The sequence below is a fragment of the Egicoccus sp. AB-alg6-2 genome (genome assembly GCF_041821025.1).
Lineage (GTDB): Bacteria > Actinomycetota > Nitriliruptoria > Nitriliruptorales > Nitriliruptoraceae > Egicoccus.
Genome location: NZ_JBGUAY010000005.1, coordinates 136,545 through 155,480, shown reverse-complemented (window position 1 = coordinate 155,480; position 18,936 = coordinate 136,545). Strand labels below are relative to the sequence as shown.

Annotated in this window: 21 protein-coding genes; 17 read left to right on the top strand and 4 right to left on the bottom strand. The window is 73.8% G+C overall.

Annotated elements, in window-relative coordinates; translation table 11 throughout:
- Window positions 1–15 precede the first annotated feature (15 nt).
- Window positions 16–468, top strand: a complete 453-nt coding sequence (locus ACERMF_RS10215; RefSeq protein ID WP_373668979.1) for a response regulator — start codon at window positions 16–18, stop codon at window positions 466–468.
- An 8-nt stretch (window positions 469–476) separates the two neighbouring features.
- On the opposite strand, the gene ACERMF_RS10210 is transcribed toward ACERMF_RS10215, so the two are convergent.
- Entirely contained in the window at window positions 477–1,205 is a 729-nt protein-coding gene (locus ACERMF_RS10210; protein WP_373668978.1) for a response regulator, read from the bottom strand.
- Between the two features lie 144 nt (window positions 1,206–1,349).
- Between ACERMF_RS10210 and trpD the strand changes: the two genes are divergently transcribed.
- Genes trpD through ACERMF_RS10195 form a run of 3 tightly spaced genes read left to right on the top strand, consistent with a single transcriptional unit; the run spans window position 1,350 to window position 3,266 of the window.
- A complete protein-coding gene (trpD, locus tag ACERMF_RS10205) occupies window positions 1,350–2,411 on the top strand; it encodes an anthranilate phosphoribosyltransferase (RefSeq protein ID WP_373668977.1) in 1,062 nt (353 codons plus the stop codon).
- Window positions 2,404–2,802: a tRNA-binding protein gene (locus ACERMF_RS10200; RefSeq protein WP_373668976.1), complete on the top strand. Its 399-nt coding sequence runs from the start codon at window positions 2,404–2,406 to the stop codon at window positions 2,800–2,802. Before trpD ends, ACERMF_RS10200 begins: the two co-directional genes overlap by 8 nt.
- The gene (locus ACERMF_RS10195) at window positions 2,799–3,266 is read left to right on the top strand and encodes a hypothetical protein (protein ID WP_373668975.1); all 468 of its coding nucleotides are present in this window, start codon (window positions 2,799–2,801) and stop codon (window positions 3,264–3,266) included. The genes ACERMF_RS10200 and ACERMF_RS10195 overlap by 4 nt, the downstream gene beginning before the upstream one ends.
- On the opposite strand, the gene ACERMF_RS10190 is transcribed toward ACERMF_RS10195, so the two are convergent.
- Both ACERMF_RS10190 and ACERMF_RS10185 read right to left on the bottom strand, forming a co-directional pair.
- Window positions 3,176–5,014 (bottom strand): DEDD exonuclease domain-containing protein, encoded by a 1,839-nt coding sequence (locus tag ACERMF_RS10190; RefSeq protein ID WP_373668974.1) that lies wholly within the window; start codon window positions 5,012–5,014, stop codon window positions 3,176–3,178. The genes ACERMF_RS10195 and ACERMF_RS10190 overlap by 91 nt on opposite strands.
- A 125-nt stretch (window positions 5,015–5,139) precedes the next feature.
- Complete coding sequence (locus tag ACERMF_RS10185; protein ID WP_373668973.1) at window positions 5,140–5,397, bottom strand: WhiB family transcriptional regulator; 258 nt, start codon at window positions 5,395–5,397, stop codon at window positions 5,140–5,142.
- 205 nt (window positions 5,398–5,602) lie between these two features.
- Between ACERMF_RS10185 and ACERMF_RS10180 the strand changes: the two genes are divergently transcribed.
- Window positions 5,603–6,247 (top strand): TetR/AcrR family transcriptional regulator, encoded by a 645-nt coding sequence (locus ACERMF_RS10180; RefSeq protein ID WP_373668972.1) that lies wholly within the window; start codon window positions 5,603–5,605, stop codon window positions 6,245–6,247.
- A 22-nt stretch (window positions 6,248–6,269) separates the two neighbouring features.
- Here ACERMF_RS10180 and mutM read toward each other — a convergent pair whose 3' ends face one another.
- A complete protein-coding gene (gene mutM, locus ACERMF_RS10175; RefSeq protein ID WP_373668971.1) occupies window positions 6,270–7,103 on the bottom strand; it encodes a bifunctional DNA-formamidopyrimidine glycosylase/DNA-(apurinic or apyrimidinic site) lyase in 834 nt (277 codons plus the stop codon).
- Window positions 7,104–7,214: 111 nt separating this feature from the next.
- Here mutM and ACERMF_RS10170 point away from each other — a divergent pair, with 111 nt between their 5' ends.
- From ACERMF_RS10170 to ACERMF_RS10115, 12 genes are all read left to right on the top strand, one after another.
- Window positions 7,215–7,814, top strand: coding sequence for a DUF309 domain-containing protein (locus ACERMF_RS10170; RefSeq protein ID WP_373668970.1), 600 nt, complete (start codon window positions 7,215–7,217; stop codon window positions 7,812–7,814).
- A 12-nt stretch (window positions 7,815–7,826) separates the two neighbouring features.
- Complete coding sequence (locus ACERMF_RS10165) at window positions 7,827–8,072, top strand: hypothetical protein (RefSeq protein WP_373668969.1); 246 nt, start codon at window positions 7,827–7,829, stop codon at window positions 8,070–8,072.
- Window positions 8,072–9,301, top strand: coding sequence for an NYN domain-containing protein (locus ACERMF_RS10160; RefSeq protein WP_373668968.1), 1,230 nt, complete (start codon window positions 8,072–8,074; stop codon window positions 9,299–9,301). Before ACERMF_RS10165 ends, ACERMF_RS10160 begins: the two co-directional genes overlap by 1 nt.
- A 25-nt stretch (window positions 9,302–9,326) precedes the next feature.
- Window positions 9,327–10,700, top strand: a complete 1,374-nt coding sequence (locus ACERMF_RS10155; RefSeq protein ID WP_373668967.1) for a M48 family metalloprotease — start codon at window positions 9,327–9,329, stop codon at window positions 10,698–10,700.
- On the top strand, window positions 10,697–11,827 hold the full coding sequence (locus ACERMF_RS10150) for a glycosyltransferase family 4 protein (RefSeq protein WP_373668966.1): 1,131 nt from the start codon (window positions 10,697–10,699) through the stop codon (window positions 11,825–11,827). The genes ACERMF_RS10155 and ACERMF_RS10150 overlap by 4 nt, the downstream gene beginning before the upstream one ends.
- Window positions 11,828–11,875: 48 nt before the next feature.
- The gene (locus ACERMF_RS10145) at window positions 11,876–12,661 is read left to right on the top strand and encodes an alpha/beta hydrolase (protein ID WP_373668964.1); all 786 of its coding nucleotides are present in this window, start codon (window positions 11,876–11,878) and stop codon (window positions 12,659–12,661) included.
- Entirely contained in the window at window positions 12,658–13,149 is a 492-nt protein-coding gene (locus ACERMF_RS10140) for a hypothetical protein (protein WP_373668963.1), read from the top strand. The genes ACERMF_RS10145 and ACERMF_RS10140 overlap by 4 nt, the downstream gene beginning before the upstream one ends.
- An 85-nt stretch (window positions 13,150–13,234) precedes the next feature.
- The gene (locus ACERMF_RS10135; protein WP_373668962.1) at window positions 13,235–14,446 is read left to right on the top strand and encodes an ArsA family ATPase; all 1,212 of its coding nucleotides are present in this window, start codon (window positions 13,235–13,237) and stop codon (window positions 14,444–14,446) included.
- Window positions 14,443–14,802, top strand: a complete 360-nt coding sequence (locus ACERMF_RS10130; RefSeq protein ID WP_373668961.1) for a hypothetical protein — start codon at window positions 14,443–14,445, stop codon at window positions 14,800–14,802. The genes ACERMF_RS10135 and ACERMF_RS10130 overlap by 4 nt, the downstream gene beginning before the upstream one ends.
- Before the next feature lie 38 nt (window positions 14,803–14,840).
- Window positions 14,841–15,806 carry an ROK family protein gene (locus ACERMF_RS10125; RefSeq protein WP_373668960.1) on the top strand — a complete coding sequence of 322 codons (966 nt, stop codon included), beginning with the start codon at window positions 14,841–14,843 and terminating at the stop codon, window positions 15,804–15,806.
- Window positions 15,803–16,573: a hypothetical protein gene (locus ACERMF_RS10120; RefSeq protein WP_373668959.1), complete on the top strand. Its 771-nt coding sequence runs from the start codon at window positions 15,803–15,805 to the stop codon at window positions 16,571–16,573. Before ACERMF_RS10125 ends, ACERMF_RS10120 begins: the two co-directional genes overlap by 4 nt.
- The gene (locus ACERMF_RS10115; RefSeq protein WP_373668958.1) at window positions 16,546–18,747 is read left to right on the top strand and encodes a prolyl oligopeptidase family serine peptidase; all 2,202 of its coding nucleotides are present in this window, start codon (window positions 16,546–16,548) and stop codon (window positions 18,745–18,747) included. Before ACERMF_RS10120 ends, ACERMF_RS10115 begins: the two co-directional genes overlap by 28 nt.
- The last annotated feature ends 189 nt before the right edge of the window (window positions 18,748–18,936 follow it).

Below are 18,936 nucleotides of genomic sequence, written 5' to 3'. Positions count from 1 at the left end.
GAAATGGAAGCCGGCGTGCGTGTCCTGGTGGTTGCCGAGAACGTCGGGGAGCGGTTGCGGGCCGTCAGTGCCCTGCAGCTGCACGCCGACGCCGAGGTCACGGAGTCCGACAGCGGTGAGCATGCCCGGCAGGAGCTGCTGCGGGAGCGCGACGCCTACGACGTCGTGGTGATCGACGGCGACCTGCAGCCACGCGGGGGCTTCGCGATCCTCTACGACCTGCGCCAGCAGGCCGCCCTCGAGGGGTTCGCGCCGCTGCCGTCGTTGGTGATGACGTCGCGCAAGCAGGACGCCTGGCTGGCGGACTGGGCCGGCGCCAACGCGACGATGCTCAAGCCCGTCGATCCCTTCGAGCTCTCCAGCAAGGTCAGGGAGCTCGTGGGGCAGGAGCCGCCGCCCTACGGCGGTTCGGGAGGAACCGCCAGGCAGGTCGCCGCCGCGCTCGCCGAGTCGCCGCCGGCGGGCTGAGCCGTCGCTCAGCCGTTCGGTTCGATCGCGCGCACGCTGCTCCCGACCTCGTCGGGATCCACCCCGAGGTGGTGCGCGATCCGCTTCCGGGCGGCGTAGACGTTGCTGCGGGAGGTTCCGAGCCGATCCGCGATGGTCCGGGCCTCGACGCCTGCCGCCAGCAGCCGCGCGATCTCGCGTTGGCGCGGCGTGAGGCTGTCGAGCAACGCCAACCCTCGTTCGTGCCCGGTCGACGGACGCGGTGGCGACTCGAGCCGTGACAGGGTGACGCGCGGACCGGACGCCTCCCGGCCGGCGTCGAGTTCGGCCAGTCGCTGGACGAAACCGCGAACCTGCTGCCGCCGCGCGAGGCGCTGCTCGTCCGACTCGGGGGCCAACGCCTCGCGGATCGTGGCGAGCAGGCCCTCGAGATCGAACGGCTTGGTGAGGAACCGGACCGCGCCGGACAGGTGCGCGCGGATGACGTCGCGTTCACCCGAGAGCGCCGTGAGCATGACCACCGGCAGGTCGCGAAGTGATTCGTGCCGGTGAAGCTCGGCGAGCACACCCCAGCCGTCGAGCCGGGGCATCAGCACGTCGAGCAGCAGCAGGTCGGGGCGACGCTGTCGCAGCAGCTCGACCGCCTCCTCGCCGTCGGCGGCGGTGCGGACGGTGAAGCCGGCCTGCTCGAGGTTCCGTCGGACGAGGCGGGTGAGTTCCGGCTCGTCGTCGACGACCAGCAGATGTGCCCCCTCCACGGATCCTCCCACGTGCTGGCCGCGCGAGATCGCGGCCGAACGCCCGCGCGGAAGCTACCAGGGCCGGCCGCTGCGCTTCCGGGGACCTCGGCCTCGGCGCTACCGTCGCGGATCGATCATCGTCGCCGACAAGGGGTCTCGCCCGTGACCGACGAGCCGTTCCGCTGGTCCGAGGTGCTGACACGCCTGCTCCACGGCGAGGACCTCGACGAAGAGCTCGCGGCCCGCGTGATGGGCACGATCTGGCGTGGCGAGGCCGAGCCGGCCCAGGTGGCCGGGCTGCTGGTGGCGCTGCGCGCCAAGGGCGAGTCGGCGAGCGAGGTGGCCGGTTTCGTGCGGGTCATGCTGGCCGAGGCCGAGCCGATCGACCTCGATCCGGCCGTCGTCGACACGCTCGTCGACACCTGCGGAACCGGGGGCGACGGCGCCAACACGTTCAACATCTCCACCATCGCCGCCGTGGTGACCGCAGCCGCCGGTCAACCCGTCGCCAAGCACGGCAACCGGGCGGCGTCGGGGGTGTGCGGCAGCGCGGACCTGCTCGAGGCCTGGGGGGTCGCCATCGAGCTGCCTCCGGCCGCCGTCGCGACGTGCGTCCGGGAACTCGGCATCGGCTTCCTGTACGCCCGCTCGTTCCACCCGGCGATGCGCCACGTCGCGCCGGTGCGGGTGCAGCTCGGCATCCGGACGGCGTTCAACGTCCTGGGCCCGTTGTCGAACCCGGCCGGGGCGCCGCACCAGGTCGTCGGGGTCAGCGACGCGCGCCTCGCTCCGGTCATGGCCGACGCCCTCGCCCGCCTCGGGAAGCGTCATGCGCTGGTGTTCCGCGGCGACGACGGCCTCGACGAGCTGAGCACCACCGGTCCGAGCCAGGTGTGGGAGGTCCGCGACGGCGCGGTGGAGCAGTGGGAACTCGATCCCGCCGACCTCGGCATCGACCGGGCCGACCTCGAGGCCCTGCACGGCGGCTCGGTCGAACGCAACGTCGCCATCGCGGATGCCGTCCTCGCGGGTGAGACCGGTGCGCCGGCCGACATCGTCGCGCTCAACGCGGCCGCCGCGCTCTACGCCGCCGACCGGGTCACCGACATGGCCGGCGGCGTCGCGCTCGCCCGCGAGACGCTCGCGTCCGGCGCCGCCCGCGACCTGCGTGACCGGTGGGTGACGCGCACCAAGGAACTGGCCGCAGGAGGACACCGTGGCTGAGGGGCACCGGATCGACGGCGTCGCGCGTCCGTACGACCCCGCCCAGTTGCCGCCCAAGGACGTGATCGGTGCCGAGGGCTTCTTCGCACTGGACCTGCGGGTGGGACGGGTACTGGACGTCGAGCCGTTCCCCGAGGCCCGCCAGCCGGCCTGGAAGCTGACCGTCGACTTCGGTCCACTGGTCGGCACGCTGCGTACCAGCGCGAAGATCACCAACTACGCCGCCGACGACCTGGTCGGGAGGCAGGTCGTCGGCGCCGTGAACCTCGGTCGGAAACGGATCGCGGGCTTCGCCAGCGAGTTCCTGGTGCTGGGCGGTCTCGAGCCGGACGGAACGGTCCGCCTGCTCGAGGTGGACGGTGACCTGGCGCCGGGTTCGGTCGTGGCGTGAGCCAGGACGAGGCCGACCGGCCGTTCCGGATCGATCTCGAGCCCTTCGCCGGATTCGAGACCAGCGTCCTGGTGGAACGTGCCGCCTACGCGGCCGGCGAGACCGTGCGGATCACCGTCACGGCGCACAACGCCGGCGACCGGTTCGTCGAGCACCACTATCCCGGCTGGCAGCGGTACGTGCTCAGCGTGCGCGACGAGTACCACCGCGTGGTGGCCGAGGACACCGTGCGACGCACGAGCGAGGGACCCGCCATCGATCGCTGGCTGCCCGGACAGATGCTGGTCTCGCCCACGTACTGGAACCAGACGGCCGGGCCCCTGGTGCCGGGGTGGGCGGGCGAGCCGCCGGGCCCACGCGTGGAGCCGGGCCGCTACCGCGTGCGGCTGAGCTGGCTGGGCCGCGAGCCAGGCGTCCTCGCTGAGCTCCCCGATGCGTGGAGTCGCTGGTTCTCGCTGGCGTGAGCGGGTGGCGGCGGCTCCGCGCGCCGGACCACCTTGGCACCCTCGAGCACCTGCCGGTCGCGCCGGAGCTGGCGGCCGAGACGTCGTGCTTCCTCCACGGCGTCTGCCAGGGGCGCGCCGCCGGCGACCGGCAGCGCCCACGAGCCGGTGGCGGCCACGACGCGGCCGCCCGGCCGTTCGAGCCAACCGAGCACGAGCGCCACTTCCTCGGCGTCGTCGCGGCTCGGGGGACCGGAACAGGCGTCGAGGTCGGCCTGCCGTAACCACGCGACCACCGTCGTGTCGTCGCTGCGGCGTGGCAGGCGGCCGCTGCCAGCCAGACGACCACGTCGGATGACGGCGACCTCACAGGCGTCCGCCGTGTCGATGCCCACGACCAGTTCGTCGACGGCCGCGAGCGCGGCTCGGGCCCGGGAGCCGTGCACGGCACGAGCGGCGGCGTGCAGCCGTGCCCGGACCTCGCCGGCCCGTTCGAAGCGTCCGTCGCGGCCGTAGCGGAGCATGCGGGAACGCAGGCGGGCGAGCAGGTCCGTCGGGTCGTCCCACGCGGCCTCGACCTCGGCGACCACGCGGTCGTAGGCGGCAGCCGACTGGGTGCCGTCGCACGGCGCCCCGCAGCGGCCGAGGTCCTTGAGCACGCACGCGGGGTGGTCCTGGGCCCGCCGCAGTCGCGGTGTGCACGTCCGCAGGGGATAGGCGTCCTGCAGGGCGTCCACCAGCTGCTGTGCGGCGGCGCGGGAGGGGAGGGGGCCGAGGGTGCGCAGGTGGTTGCTGCCCGGCGCACGCACCACGGACAGCCGAGGGAACGCCTCGCGGGTCAGGGCGACGTGGACGGCGGCCTCGGGGCGGGTCGAGCGGCGGTTGTAGCGGGGCCGGTGGGCGTGGATCTCGCGCAGTTCGCGCACCTCGGCCTCGAGGAGGGTCTCGGTGGGGGACCAGCTCACCCGGGCCGTCTCGCGGACCAGGTCGGCGACGCGACGCCGGCGGTCCTGCCCGAAGTACGTGCGCAGCCGACTTCGCAGGTCGGTCGCCTTGCCGACGTAGAGGACCTCGTCGCGGGCGTCGAGGAACCGGTAGACCCCGCAGGCGGCGGGTGCGTCGCGGACCAGGTCGATGCGACGGAACGCCTTGTCGGAGGTCGAGCGTGACAGGTCGCGCAGATCCTCGAGTGTCACCGCACCGAGGGTTCCGGCGCGTTCGATGAGCCCGTGCAGGACGTCGACGGTGGCGCGGGCGTCGGCGAGGGCGCGGTGCTCGGGCATCGTGCGGGCGCGCAGGTGCCGCGCGAGGGTCTCGAGCCGGCAGTTGCGGACCTCGTCGTGCAGCAGCCGCCGCGCCAGCCGGGCCGTGTCCACCACGACCGGGTTGTAGCCCCCGGCTCCCGTGTCGGCCCACGCGGCACGCAGGAACGACAGGTCGAACCGGGCGTTGTGGGCCACGAACACGGCATCGCCGAGGAATTCCCGCAGCACCGGCACGACGGTCGTGACCGGCGGGGCGTCACGCACCATCGCGTCGGTGATCCCGGTCACCGCCGTCACGGCCGGCGGAATCGGTCGACCCGGGTGCACGAAGGTCCGCAGTTCGCCCAGGACGTCACCGCCCCGGACCTTGACCGCACCCACCTCGGTGATGCGGTCGCGTCCCGGCTGCAACCCGGTCGTCTCGAGATCGAGCACCACGAAGGTGGTGTCGAACAACGGCATGCCGAGCTGTTCGAAACCGAACTGCGTCGCCCTGGCCGCCACGGGCGCGCCTCCTGGTCGGTCCACCGTGCGGTGGATGTCAAACACACGTTCCTCGAACGCATGTTCTACCAGGTGGCTGTGACGTGGAGATCAGCCCGCGCGGGGGCGCGCGAACCAGGAACGGATCAGGCGGCGTAGCGGCGACGGTCGCGCATCAGCCGGCGTCGCTCCTGCTCACGGGTCCCACCCCAGATGCCGTACTGCTCGCGGTTGACGACCGCATACTCGAGGCACTGGGCCCGTACCGGGCAGGCGTTGCACCGCGCCAGTGCCTCGCGCTGGTCGTCCTCGTCGAGGGAGAAGAAGACGTCGACCTCGACATCCTTGCAGTTGGCGTCTTCGTGCCAGGAGCCGGGGATGACCAGGGGAAGAGGTGAGGACACGGGGAACTCCGAGATGGTCGTCGGACGGGTGGGGGCGGGCACGGCGACCCGGGCGGGCGGCGATCATGGGTCGGACGTCGCTGCGGCGCGGGCCGCTACGGTTGCCGTTTCCGGGTGGTGTGCAGCGTGGTCGTCGGGGGCCCGGAACCGGCACCGTCGTCCGGACGGGGTCGGACAGCCGACGTTCCGTACGAGGTGTGGACGCGTGCGCAGTACCGAGATGGGCCGCGACGGCGCCGCGTCCGACATCGACGCCGAGGCCGGACGCCGCCGTGATCGGCGGGAGGACCTGCTCGCCGCTGCCGCCCGCCGCTTCGTGGCGACCGGCATCCGCCGGACCACGATGGAGGACGTCGCCCGCGAGGCCCGGGCCGGCAAGGCGACCCTCTACCGGCACTTCGCCAACAAGGACGCGCTCCTCGACGCGCTGCTCGAGCGCGAGGCCGACCGACTCGACCGGCGCCTGCGGTCGGCGGTCGCCGAACGCGACGACGCGGCCGGAAGGATCGAGGCGGCCTTCGTCGCGGGCGTGACCTTCTTCGTCACCCACCCGGTGATGACCCGGGGCCGCGACGAGGAGCCGGGCATCCTGCTGCCACGCATCACCGCCAACGGCGGACCTTTGGTCCGTCGCGGACTCGAGTTGTTCACCGGCCTGCTGGCCGACGGCGTGGCCGACGGCGAACTCCGGCCGGTCGACCCCCCGGCGGCCGCCGAGGTGATCATGCGGTTGATGCTGTCGTACTTCAGCATCCCGCCGCTGTACGTCCGCGTCGACGACGAGGACGAAGCCCGTGCGTTCGCCAGGGCGCTCGTCGCCGGAGGGTTCCGGGCCGACTCGCGCACCTGACCGGCCGTCCCGGTCGCCGAGGTCAGCGGCGTTGACACGAGGGGCAGTGGGTCGTGCCGCGCTGCGCGACGACCGATCTCACCAGCGTGGTGCCGCACCGGGAACAGGGCAGGTCCCCCTGCCCGTACGCCTGCAGGTAGTCGGCGTTGCGGCCGGACTCGCCGTTCACCATCTGGTAGTCGCGGAAGGTCGTGCCCTCGCGTTCGATGGCGGCCGCCAGCACGGCCCGGATCGCGGCGTGCAGCGCGTGAGCACGGGCGCGTCCGACGCGCCGGCTCGTGGGATGGATGCGCGCCAGCCACAGGGCCTCGTCGGCATAGATGTTGCCGACTCCCGCCACCAGACGCTGGTCCAGCAGCCGTGCCTTCACCGGCCCGCGTGTGCGTGCCAGCGCGGCCGCGAACGCGTCCGGGTCGAACGCGTCGGAGAGCGGTTCGGGGCCCAGCGACGCCAGGGTCGGGATGGCGCGGTCGTAGTCGCCGGCCGGCACCACCGAGGCGCGTCCGAATCGGCGGGGATCGCGGAACAGCAGGGCCCGGCCGTCGTCGAGCACCGCACGCAGTCGTACGTGCGTGACGTCGGCCATGCCGTGCTCGGCCGGCACGAATCGGAACGAACCGGTCATCCCCAGGTGCAGGACCAGCTCCAGGTCGTCGCCGTCGATGTCGCGGTCGAGCGGACACAGCAGGAACTTGCCGCGCCGCTGCACCGCCAGGATGCGCCGTCCCGCCAGGAGTTCGAGGTCGGACAGCCGCGCGTGCGGATGGGCGTCCCACCACACCTCGCGCACCACCCGGCCGGTCAGCTCGGGCGCCAGCTGCCTCCGCACCGATTCGACCTCGGGCAACTCGGGCATGACGGCGCGGTCCGGTGGGAGAAGGGTGTGGACCGAAAGGTAGCGCCGTGGTGTCGGACGGCGGTGGCCCGCGGTTACGCTCGAGGGGACCTCGATGGACGGAATCGACCCGTGAGCCAGGACGCGCGCGACCGCCGCGAGGACGGCCGCCCGGAGCAGGCGCGTCCCCGTGACCGCACCGGACGGCCGTTGCCGTACGGCACCGACGACGTGCCGCTCGCCGAGGACCACGAACCCGGCTCGGTCGAGGAGGCGCTGTTGCTCGGCGTCGCCCTGTGGAACGACGAGCGCTTCTTCGAGGCCCACGAGTGCCTCGAGCACGTGTGGCATGCGGCGCCCGACGTCGACCGCGACTTCTGGCAGGGAGTCATCCAGGTGGCCGTCGCCGGGGTCCACCTCCAGCGCGACAACCTCGACGGCGCCATGGCACTGTTCACGCGTGCGGCGCAGCGGCTGAGCGGGTACCCCGACGTCCACCGCGGCGTCGACGTCGAGCAGCTGCGCACGGCCTGTCACGGCGCGGTCGCGGCCCTCAGCGACGCCGGCGCGGTCATCGAGGTCGGCTTCCCCGAGTTCCCCGCGATGGACGGCGGCCCGTGGTTCACGCCCGACGCCGGTGCACTGCAACCTCCCGACCGGCCGACCCCCCTCCCGGACGCGCCCGTGTGGCTGGCCACCGGCCGGGCCCGCGAACCGCGTCGCCGCGACTGACGAGGAGCGACCGTGTCCGAGCAACTCGCCCGGGGCCTGGCGCCCGGTGCCCGCTTCCGTTGCGACGGCTGCGGCAACGTGACCCGGTTCGACGTGGTCGCGACCACCCGTACCCGCCGCTACCACCACTTCGACCTGGGCGGTGCGGGACACGTCGAGGACGAGGAGGTCCTCGAGCAGACGGTCGAATCGGTCACCTGCCGATGGTGTGGACGAACCGATGCCGTGCAGGTGGAGTCGTCGCCGGCCGGTGCCTAGTGCCGTCCACGTCCCCCGCGCCCGACCAGGTCCCGCCGCCGCCGCCGGCGGCCGCGCTGCTGGCGCTTCCGGCGGACGCGTGGGGTGACCTGCTCCCGACCATCCGGGCCGCGCTCAACGACGTCGACGACGCCCTCGCGACACCCGCCATCCGACGCCTGCGCGCGGCGCCGACGGGGCGACTGGCCGGCGGCCGTGTCCGCAAGGAGGTCTGTTCGCTGTTGGGCGCCGGCGGCCCGGCCTGGGAGGCGCTGTACCGGCGGTTGATCGCCGACGACGTCGCGAGGTCGTGGGCGGAGACCATCCGCGCCGAGCCGCTCACGGCACCGCCTACGGTGGACCCGGCAGCCTCGGCGGCGCCGGCGCCGACCGCGCCGACGGAGCGGGAACTCGCCCGGACGAGGGAGCGGCTGCGCGACGCACGCCAGGAACGCGACGCCCTCCGTCGTCGCCTCGACGGCGCCGAGTCGCGTGCGAAGCAGGCCGAGGAGGCCGCGGCCAGCGCCGAGGCGAGGGTCCAGACGACGCAGGCGGAGAACGTCGAGCTCCGGCAGCGCGTCGAGGAACTGGAGTACGACCGCGAACGCGCGGTCGCACGCGAGCGGCGGCGAGGCGAGGCCGCACAGGCGCGGTTGCGCGAGGAGTTGGCCGAACTGCGTCGCGCCGACGAGGAACGACGCATCGAGCAGCGACGCCACCTGGAGCGCCGTCGTGCCCTCGAAGCCGAGGCCGCCGAGACCCAGCGCAAGCGACGCGAGCGGCGCAGCAGCCGGACGCCGCGGGTCGTGCCAGGTCGCCCCAGCAGCCTGCCCGAAGGCGTCGCCCGCGGCTCGACCGAGGCGGCCCGACTGCTGCTGCACACCGGACGGGTGGTTCTCGTCGACGGCTACAACCTGACCCGTCAGCACCGCGACCACCTCGATCTCGAGACGCAGCGCGCCTGGTTGGTGCAGCTGTTGGCGACGGCGGCCATGCAGCGCCGCATCCGACCGGTCGTCGTGTTCGACGGCCAGCGGGCGAGTGTCGCCAGACCGATCATCGCCAGCCGCGAGGTCGAGGTGCGTTTCACCCCCGAGGGGATCACCGCAGACGACGAGTTGGTGCTCGCCGTCGAGGCCACGGACGAGCCGGTCCTCGTGGTGACCGACGACCGCGAGCTGCAGGCACGGGTGCGCGTCTCCGGCGCCGACGTGGTCGGTACCGCCGCGTTCCTGGATGCGCTCGGATGACGGTGCGCCACCGGTCGGACGTGCCGTGAGCCGTCGGTATCCGCGTCTGGGTGCCCGGCGAGAACGGGTCGTCGGCTGGCTGCTGCTGGCGCTCCTCCTGGCCGTGACCGGCCTGGCGGTCTCGATCTGGCGTCCGCTGGCGCCGCGTGTCCCGGCCTCCGGCGGCGAGCTGTCGGCGTTCTCCGCCTCGGTGCTCGACACGGTTCGGGCCTACCGGACGCCGCGGTATGTGGTGGCTGCCCTGGCCACGGCCGCGAGCGTCGCGGTGCCACTGGTCTTCGTCGTGACCCGGTGGGGGCGGCGCAGGATCGCGGTCTGGGCCGGCGGGGGAGGTGGCGCACTGCGCGGCGGTCTCGTGGCGCTACGTCTGAGCGTCCTGTCGTCCCTGGCCGTGCTGCCCCTCGCGGTCTACGTCGGAATCGTCCACGACGGCCGCTGGGGCTTCCGCACCCGGTCGGTCGGCGGCTGGTTCAGTGACTGGTTCCTCCGGTCGGCCGGGCACTGGTTGCTCGTGTCGGTGCTCGTCGCGGCGCTCCTGGCCGCCATGCGGCGCTGGCCGTCGTCGTGGCCCTACCGCGCGACGGTCGGCGGGACCGTGCTGGTGGCCGCCTTCGTGCTCCTGCATCCGCTGGTGGTGCAGCCGCTGTTCCTCCCGACGACACCGCTGGCCGATGGTCCGGACCGCGAGGCGGTGGAAGAGGTGCTGGCGCGGGCCGGCGCGTCCGACCTCGACGTCCGCATCGGCCAGGCGAGCCTGCGCAGCACCCGCGTGAACGCCCTCGTCACCGGCCTCGGCCCCACCGAACGCATCGTGATCTACGACAACCTGCTGGAGTTGCCGCGGGAGCAGATCGCCGCGGTCGTCGCCCACGAACTGGCCCATCACGAGCATGCGGACCTGCCGCGCGGCGTCGCCCTGTCGGCCGCCGCCCTGTTGGCCGGCCTGCTGGTGGTGCACCTGGTGACGGCGAGCCGCAGCGCGCAGGCCGCCATGGGCGCCCGCGGTCCGGCGGATCCCCGCATGGTCGCCGTCATCCTCGCGGCCGCGGCCGTGCTGGAGCTGGTCGGCACGCCGATCGGCAACCTCGTGTCGCGGCGCGCGGAGGCGGCCGCCGATGCGCGCGCCGTCGAGCTCACCCGGGATCCAGCCCACCTGCTCGCGACGACCCGCGTGTTCACCGTCCGTGACCTCTCGGCCCCCGAGCCGCCTTCATGGATCCGCCTGCTGTACGGCTCGCACCCGACCGTGGCTGAGCGCATCGACTACCTCGACGGATGGGCACGTCAGCACGGGGTGGATCTGCCCTCGGTCACCGAACTGCAGGAGGCCGAGAGGGACCAGCACCATCCTGCGATCGCAGACGGCCCGCCCCGCCAGCCCGGCGGTGCCCGGCCATGAGGGTGCTCTGGGTCACCAACGACCTGCCGCCGCGCACCGGAGGCATCCAGCAGTTCGTCGGCAACCTGCTCGACCGGGTCCATCCGGAGCAGACGCTGGTGGTGGGACCGGCCGGTGACGCGGGGGCCGAGGCCCACGACGCCCGTCAGCCCTATCGCACGCTGCGCCTGCCGGGCGCGGTGTTCCCGACGCCCGCCACGCGTCGGCGGGTGCTGGCGGCGGGCGGCGCGCACCGCCCCGACGTCGTGGTGCTGGGTGCGTCCTGGCCGCTGGGCGAACTCGCCGGCCACTTGCGAGACGGTCTCGACGCACCGGTCGTCGCCCTCTCACACGGTCTCGAGGCCGGTCTGCCGGGAGTCGGCCTCGGCCGGCTGGTCCGACGGGCGACCGCGGACCTCGCTGCACTGACCACCATCAGCGACTGGGCCGAGGCGCGGCTGACGCCCCACGTCGCGGCGCCGACCGTGGTCCGGGTGCCGCCCGGCGTCGACGTCGAGCGCTTCGCCCCGCAGGTGGACGGGACCGCGATGCGTGCTTCGTGGGGCATCCCCGCCGACGCGCCCGTGGTGGGGTGCATCTCGCGACTCGTGCCACGCAAGGGCCAGGACCTGCTGCTCGCGACGTGGCCGCGCGTACGGGCACGGCATCCCGACGCCTGGCTGGTCATCGTCGGGGAGGGCCCGCTGGAGCCTCGACTACGTCAGCGGGTCGAGGCGCTCGGTGGGCGCGCCGCCGGCGTGGTGCTGGCAGGACGTGCGGCCTGGGACGACCTGCCGGCGTGCTACGCCGCGCTGGACGTCTTCGCCATGCCGTGCAGGACCCGCCTCGCCGGCACCGACGTCGAAGGCCTCGGCATCGTCTACCTCGAGGCGCAGGCGTGCGGGGTCCCCGCCGTGGCCGGCCGCTCCGGCGGTGCTCCCGAGGCCGTCGTCGACGGGGTGACGGGCAGCGTCGTCGACGGCCGGGACGGCGACGCGTTGGTCGCTGCGCTCGACCACTGGCTGGCCGATCCCGCCGCCCGCCGGCGGGCCGGCCGGGCCGGACGCGCCTGGGTCGAACAGCACTGGTCGTGGACGGCGATCGCGGCGCGTTTCCGCGGACTTCTCGACGACGTCGTGGGCGGCTGATCCGGCGACCGGCGCGCTACGGTTCGGGCCGGGCGACAGGAGAGGCGCGTGGACGCGGTCGTTGGTATCGAAGGTGCCGAACCGTGGGGAGCGCTCGGCAGCGGGGTCCGCGCCGACATCGGGGTGGTCGTGACCCACGGCTTCACGGGCAACCCGCTCGCGACGCGACCGATCGGGCAGTGGTTCGCGGCCGAGGGCTACGCCGTCGAGGTCCCGTTGCTGCCCGGGCACGGCACCAGCGTCCGTGAGCTCGGCGCGACGCGCTACCACGACTGGTACGGCGCCCTCGAGCGGACCATCGACCACCTCGCCAATGGTTGCTCCCGGATCGTGCTGGTCGGCCACTCGATGGGCGGCACGCTGTCGCTGGACTACGCCAGCCGCAACCCGGACCGCGTGGCCGCCGTCGCGGTCATCAACGCCCAGGTGTCGAACCCGATCCAACCGCTGGCAAAGCTCGCCCCGGTCCTGCAGTACCTGGTCCCGTACGTCCCACGGGACCTCGCCGGCCTGCCGTCCAACGACTTCGCCAGGCCGGGCGTGACCGAGGGCGCCTACCCGATGGTCTCCGCACGTGCCGCGCAGTCGCTGATCAGCCAGCTCCGCCGCATCCGCGGCCAGCTGATCGACCTGACCCAGCCGCTGCTGGTCGCCTGGTCGCCCGACGACCACACCGTGCCCCCGGACAACGCCGAGGCACTCCAGGAGCTGGTCGGGACCGGCCAGGTCACCACGGTGGTCTGCGACCGCTCCTACCACCTGCCGCAGCTCGACTACGACGCCGACAAGCTGCGCTCGGCCCTGCTGGCGTTCGTCGCGGAACACGTCGGATGACGACGCGGGGCCGGCTCGACCTGCACGTCGACGACGACGGGTTCGTCCGCGCGCCGGCGCCGCTCGTCTATCGCCGGCTGAGCGCCGTCGGCGACTGGCCCGGATGGTGGCCCGGCCTACGCGTCCGTCCGATGCCGCCCGAGCGGGCGCCCGACGCCCCCCGGCAGGATCCCGCGGACGAGGTGTGGGCCCTCGACCTCCCCGGTGCGCCCCTGCGGCGGCTGCGGGTCGCAGCCCGGCTGCACGACTGGCGGCACGAGCAGGGGTTCGCGCTCCAGCTGCGCGGCGACGTCGACGGTCGCGCCGAGTTCTGGCTCGAGGTCGCGGGGGGCGGCACGGTCGTCCACCACCTGCTGACGGCCGAGGTCCCGGCCGCCTCGTTCCGGCGCGTGCAGGGCGACTACCGCCGCGCCGTGCGGCGGGGCCTGTGGGGGCTCAAGGACCGGTTGCATCTCGAGTCCCGGACGTCCGCGGGGCTGTTGCCCTGACGTGGGCGCCCGATCCCGCCGCAACGCGGTTCGCTAGCCTCTGCCCTTCCTGCCGTCGTTCCCGATCGAGGCGATCCTGACCCGCGTGCTGCTGTTCACCGGTAAAGGTGGCGTCGGCAAGACCTCGCTCGCCGCGGCGACGGCGGTCCGCGCGGCGGCGAACGGGCTCCGCGTCCTGGTCACCTCCACCGACCCCGCCCATTCGCTGGCCGACGCGTTGGACGTGCCGCTCGCCGACACCCCCCGCACCGTTCCGTTGCCGCGCGCCGACGGCCGCCTGTCGGCGTTGCAGATCGACGCACAGGCGCGGCTCGAGCGGCACTGGAGCGACGTGCGGGACTACCTCGTCGCGCTGTTGGCCTGGAGCGGGGTCGGGGAGATCGCGGCGGAGGAGTTGGTGCTGCTGCCGGGGATCGACGAGCTGTTCGCGCTGATCGACCTGCGGGCACAGGTGGCGGGTGGCGACCACGACCTGGTCGTCGTCGACTGCGCACCGACCGCCGAGACCCTGAGACTGTTGGCGCTGCCCGAGGCGCTGGGCTGGTACGTGGACCGCATCGCCGGCCCGGGACGTCGGATGTTGCGCGCGTTGCGTCCGCTGGCACGCGGCGCCGGGGGAGCGGTCCTTCCCCTGCCCGACGACGACGTCTTCGCCACGGTCGAGCGGGTCAACGCCGACCTCGCCGCCGTGCACGCGATCCTGCAGGATCCCGCGACGACCTCGCTGCGCCTGGTGTGCAATCCCGAGCGGCTCTCGATCGCCGAGACCGAACGCACGGCCACGACCCTGTCGTTGTTCGGCTATGCGGTGGACGCCGTCGTCGTCAACCGTGTCCTGCCCGACCACGTGCAGGACCCGTACCTGGCGCGCTGGAAGGCGCGTCACGTCGCGTACCTGGCCGAGATCGAGGCGTCGTTCGCGCCGACGCCGGTCCTGCGGGCGCCACTGCTCGACGACGAGGTGATCGGGGTCGACGGGCTCCTTCGGCTCGCCAACGCCGTGTACGACCACGTCGACGAGCGGGCGTTGCGGGATCCGGTGCGCCCCGTCACGGTCGAACCGACCGCCGACGGCCATCTCCTGCGCGTCGCACTGCCCTTTGCGACCAAGGGCGAGATCGACCTGCAGCGGCGCGGGGCCGACCTGCACCTGAAGGTGGCGGGGGTCCGGCGCACGGTCGCGCTGCCCGGCTCGCTGCGACGGGACCAGGTCGCGGGAGCCGCGCTCGAGGACGGTTGGCTCGAGGTCCGCTTCCGGCCCGCACGATCCGCCGAGGAGATGGAGGTGGCGACGTGACCGCCGATCCCGCACGGCCGTGGTGGGCGACCGCGGAAGGCAGCGAACACCTCGACGACCGCGATCCCGTGCAGGCACACCGCGAAGCCCGCCGCGGCGCCCCGGGACCGGACGCCGAAACGACGGACGGCGGCGAGACGACCGCCGCCCACGACCCCGACGTCTGCGGGGTGTGCCCATGGTGCACGGGGCTGCGGCTGCTGGCGACGTCGCACCCCGACGCGGTGGCCCACCTGACCGAGGCGGCGCGACACCTCACCCACGCGGTGCGGGCACTTCTCGCCGGCTTCCCGGCGGGTGCGGACCAGCAGCGGTCGGATCGGAACGAGCCGTTCGAGCACATCGACCTGGACTGACGGCGCTGTCGCCGCGAACTCTCGAAAGGGCCATGGCCGTGTCCGACCCCGTCGCCATCGGCATCGACATCGGCGGTACCAAGCTCGTCGCCGCCACCGTGGCAGCCGACGGGCGTCTGATCGAGCGTCACCGACGCGAGACGCCGGCACACGACACCGCTCTGCTGCTCCAGACCCTTCGCGCCTCGATCCGGCAACTGGCGGCCGGCCGCACCGACCTGCCGGTCGGGATCGGCATCGCCGGACTGGTGTCGCCCGACGGCGTGATCCGGTACGGCCCCAACATCGGCGTGCGCGACGTGGCCATCGCCGAGGAACTCGCGGACACCACCAGCGCCCCGATCGCCGTGACCAACGACGCCTCGGCCGCCGCACTGGGGGAGCAGCGCGCCGGCGCCGCGCAGGGGCACCGGGACGTGGTCATGTTCACCCTCGGCACGGGCGTCGGCGGCGGCATCGTCGTCGGCGACCGGCTCCTGCTGGGCGCGAACGGCTTCGCAGCCGAGATCGGGCACCTGATCGTCGCCGAGGGCGGGCGCCGCTGCCCGTGCGGCGCAAGGGGCTGCATCGAGGCGTACGCCTCGGGAACCGCGATCGGTCGCGTGGCCGCCGAGCGCGCGGCCGCCCACGACGGTCCGACCGTCCTGCGTGACGTGCCGATGCCGACGGGCCGCGACGTCAGCCAAGCCGCGCTGGCCGGCGACGAACTCGCCCAACAGGTCCTGGTGGAGGCCGGCACGTGGCTGGGCGTCGCCGCCGCGAGCCTGGTCAACCTGCTCGACCCGGAGGTGCTGCTCGTGGGGGGAGGGGCGGCGCTGGCCACCTCCCGGTGGATCGTGCCGGCCGCGACCGAGGCGCTCCAGCAGCGCATGCTCGGCAACGCCTGGCGCGTCGCGCCCGCCTTCGAGCTCGCCGCCCTCGGCGACGACGCCGGCATGGTCGGCGCCGCCATGCTCGCCCTCGACCGGGCCGGCGCCGCCGCACCCCATGGCAGCCGGTCGTGATCCGGGTGGTCGCCTACGACCTCGGCGGTCCCGTCGACGTCGCGGCCGCGGCCGAGGTCCTGGCCCGTCTCGAGCCGAGCATCGTGTGCGTGCTCGAGCTGCCGGGACGCCAGCGGTTGCGCCGCCTGGCGGGACGTGCGGGGCTGCGCATCGCCGCCCGCTCCGGCCGTGGCGGGTCCGGGACCGCGGTCCTGGTGAACCCCGGCGTCGCCATCAGTTCGTCCGGGCTCGTGCCGCTGACCGGCGACGGTCCGTCCCACCAGGCGATCCGGGTCGTCGCCGGTGTCGGTGGCTACCGGTTGGCGGTGACGGCCGCCCGGTTCGGCCCACCGTCCGACGAGGTGGGCACCCACCCCATCGGCATGACGCACTTCCTCGACTCGAGCGACGCGCCCGTCGTCGTCGGCTGCGGCATCGCCATCCCGGCGCACGCGGCGGTGGCCGAAGTCCTGGCCGAGCGCCTCCAGGACGCACACGCCCTCGCTGGCACGGGGGGTGGCGAGAACGCCCCGGCGATGCATCCCACCAGCCGGCAGGACTTCCTGTTCGTCGACCCGGCACTCGACGTCCTGGGCAGCTTCGTGCCCGAGGAGGCGCCCGTCGAGGTCGCGAGCCGGCACCGCCCCGTGGTGGCCGACCTCGCCGGCCGCAACGACGACGCGACCAGACTTCCCGTGGGCGAGCGTGACCTCGACGTCGCTCCCACCACCCCACCCCTGACCGACGCTCCGTCCCTTGGATGCCGCATCCGCCGGAGATCAGCGTGAGCAACTTCCCGCGTCAGCACGCCCGTACCCGCCGGTTCAGTCTCGGCGTTCCACGAGCGTTCCATTTCGACCCCGCCGGCCGGCGGCTGCTGTTCCTGCGTTCCCATGGCGGCGAGGACCCCGTGAACGCGTTGTGGGAACTCGACCTCGACGCCGTGGCGGACGGCGCGCCGACGGACGGCGGCTCGGCCGAGCGATGCCTGGTCGATCCTGCCGCGCTTGGCGAGGAGGACCCCGCCGAGCTGCCGCCCGAGGAGCGGGCCCGGCGTGAACGCGCGCGGGAGATGGCCGGCGGCATCACCTCCTTCGCGACCGACCGGGACGCGCGACTGGTCGCCTTCACCCTCGGGGGACGGCTGTACACCTTCGAACGCGACCACGAGACGCTCGTGGAGCAACCGTCCGCGGGCCCCGTGTTCGACCCGCGTCCGGCCCCCGACGGCCGGCGGATCGTCTACGTGAGCGGCGATGGACTGCACGTGCTCGACCTGGTCGGCGGCCCGACGCAGCCGGGCGTGACCCGGCCACTCGTGGTCGAGGACGGGGTCTCGTGGGGCCGTGCGGAGTTCGTGGCCGCCGAGGAGATGGGTCGCGGGCACGGGAGCTGGTGGTCGCCGGACGGTGAGCGCGTCGCGGTCGCACGCGTCGACGAGTCCGCCGTTCCCGCGTGGTGGATCGCTGACCCGGCCAATCCCGACCGGGCGCCGCAGCGGGTGGCCTACCCGGCGGCCGGAACGGCCAACGCCGACGTCCGCCTCGCCGTGCTGGGCGTCGACGACGGGCGTCGCATCGGCGTCAACTGGGACCGTGCCACGCTGCCCTACCTGGCGCGGGTGTCGTGGACCGGTCAGGGGCTGACCCTGCTGGTGCAGTCACGCGATCAGCGTCGTGCGCAGGTGCTCGCCGTCGACGTCGAAACCGGCGCGACCACGGTGCTGCGCGAGGTCACCGACCCCGCCTGGATCGAACTCGTCGACGGCGCCCCGGCGTGGTCGGGCTCCGACCTGGTCACCGTCGAGGACCTCGCCGACCACGGGCCGGACGGCAGTCGGGCCCTGGTGATCGACGGCGAGGTGGTGACCCCGCCGGGACTCCAGGTGCGGGCCGTCGTGGCCACCGATGCCGACGAGGTGGTGTTCACCGGGGCCGACACCGACCCGACCCAGGTCCACCTGTGGCGGTGGCGGCGTGACGACGGGATCGCGCGCCTGAGCCCCGCAGCGCCGGGGATGCACGCCGGCGGTGCCTCCGCGGGTGGTCGCCACGTGGTCGCCAGCACCGACCTCGATGCCACCGCACCGAAGGTCCAGGTCGTCGACACCGACGGTCGCACCGTGGCACGGTTGCGCGTGGTCGCCGCGACACCGGACGTCCGCCCGCAGGTGCAGCTGCTGGAGCTCGGTCCCCGCGGATTGCGGGCAGCGCTGTTGCTGCCCACGGGAGCGACCGGGGACACCCGGCTGCCCGTCGTGCTGGACCCCTACGGTGGCCCGCACGCCCAACGGGTGGTGCAGAGTGCGAGCGCCCATCTGACCTCGCAGTGGCTCGCCGACCAGGGCTTCGCCGTGCTGGTCGTCGACGGACGGGGCTCACCCGCCCGTGGGCCGCAGTGGGAACGGCAGATCCACGGCGACCTCGCCACGCCGGTCCTCGAGGACCAGATCGATGCGTTGCACGCCGCGGCCGCACACGAGCCACGGCTGGACCTCGACCGTGTGGCGATCCGTGGCTGGTCGTTCGGCGGCTATCTCGCCGCCCTCGCGGTCCTTCGCCGTCCGGACGTGTTCCGGGCCGCGATCGCCGGGGCGCCGGTCACCGACTGGCAGCTGTACGACACCCACTACACCGAGCGCTACCTCGGTCACCCCGCCGACGCGCCCGCCAACTACGAGGTCTCGAGCCTCGTCGACGCCGAGGGCCGCCTGCTGGGTGCGCAGCCGTGGGGCGACGACCCGCCGGAACTGCTCATCGTCCACGGCCTGGCGGACGACAACGTGGTCGCCGCGCACGCCCTCCGGCTGTCGAGCGCGCTGCTCGCCGATGGGCGTCCGCACCGCTTCCTGCCCCTCTCCGGCGTCACGCACATGACCCCGCAGGAGGTCGTCGCCGAGCAGTTGCTGCGACGGCAGGTCGACTTCCTGCACCAGGCGCTCGGCCGTCCACGCAGCGCGTGACCGCCGCGTCCCGCCAACCGCCGCGTCTGACCGCCGCGTCCCGCCACCGCCGAGGACGTGCGCGGTGATGCCTCGGCGTGGCGGTGCGGCGAGACCGAGGTGGGCCTCGCCCCGGCATCACGGCCGCACGCTCGCATCACGGCCGCGGGCTGGCATCACGGCCGTGCGCGGTGATGCCTCGGCGCGGCG

What these genes read in the sequence shown, in the direction of transcription:
- ACERMF_RS10140 (WP_373668963.1), top strand. Translation starts at nt 12,658, where the DNA reads ATGACGACGCGGGGCCGGCTCGACCTGCACGTCGACGACGACGGGTTC.
- ACERMF_RS10115 (WP_373668958.1), top strand. Translation starts at nt 16,546, where the DNA reads ATGCCGCATCCGCCGGAGATCAGCGTGAGCAACTTCCCGCGTCAGCAC.
- ACERMF_RS10150 (WP_373668966.1), top strand. Translation starts at nt 10,697, where the DNA reads ATGAGGGTGCTCTGGGTCACCAACGACCTGCCGCCGCGCACCGGAGGC.
- mutM (WP_373668971.1), bottom strand. Translation starts at nt 7,103, where the DNA reads ATGCCCGAGTTGCCCGAGGTCGAATCGGTGCGGAGGCAGCTGGCGCCC.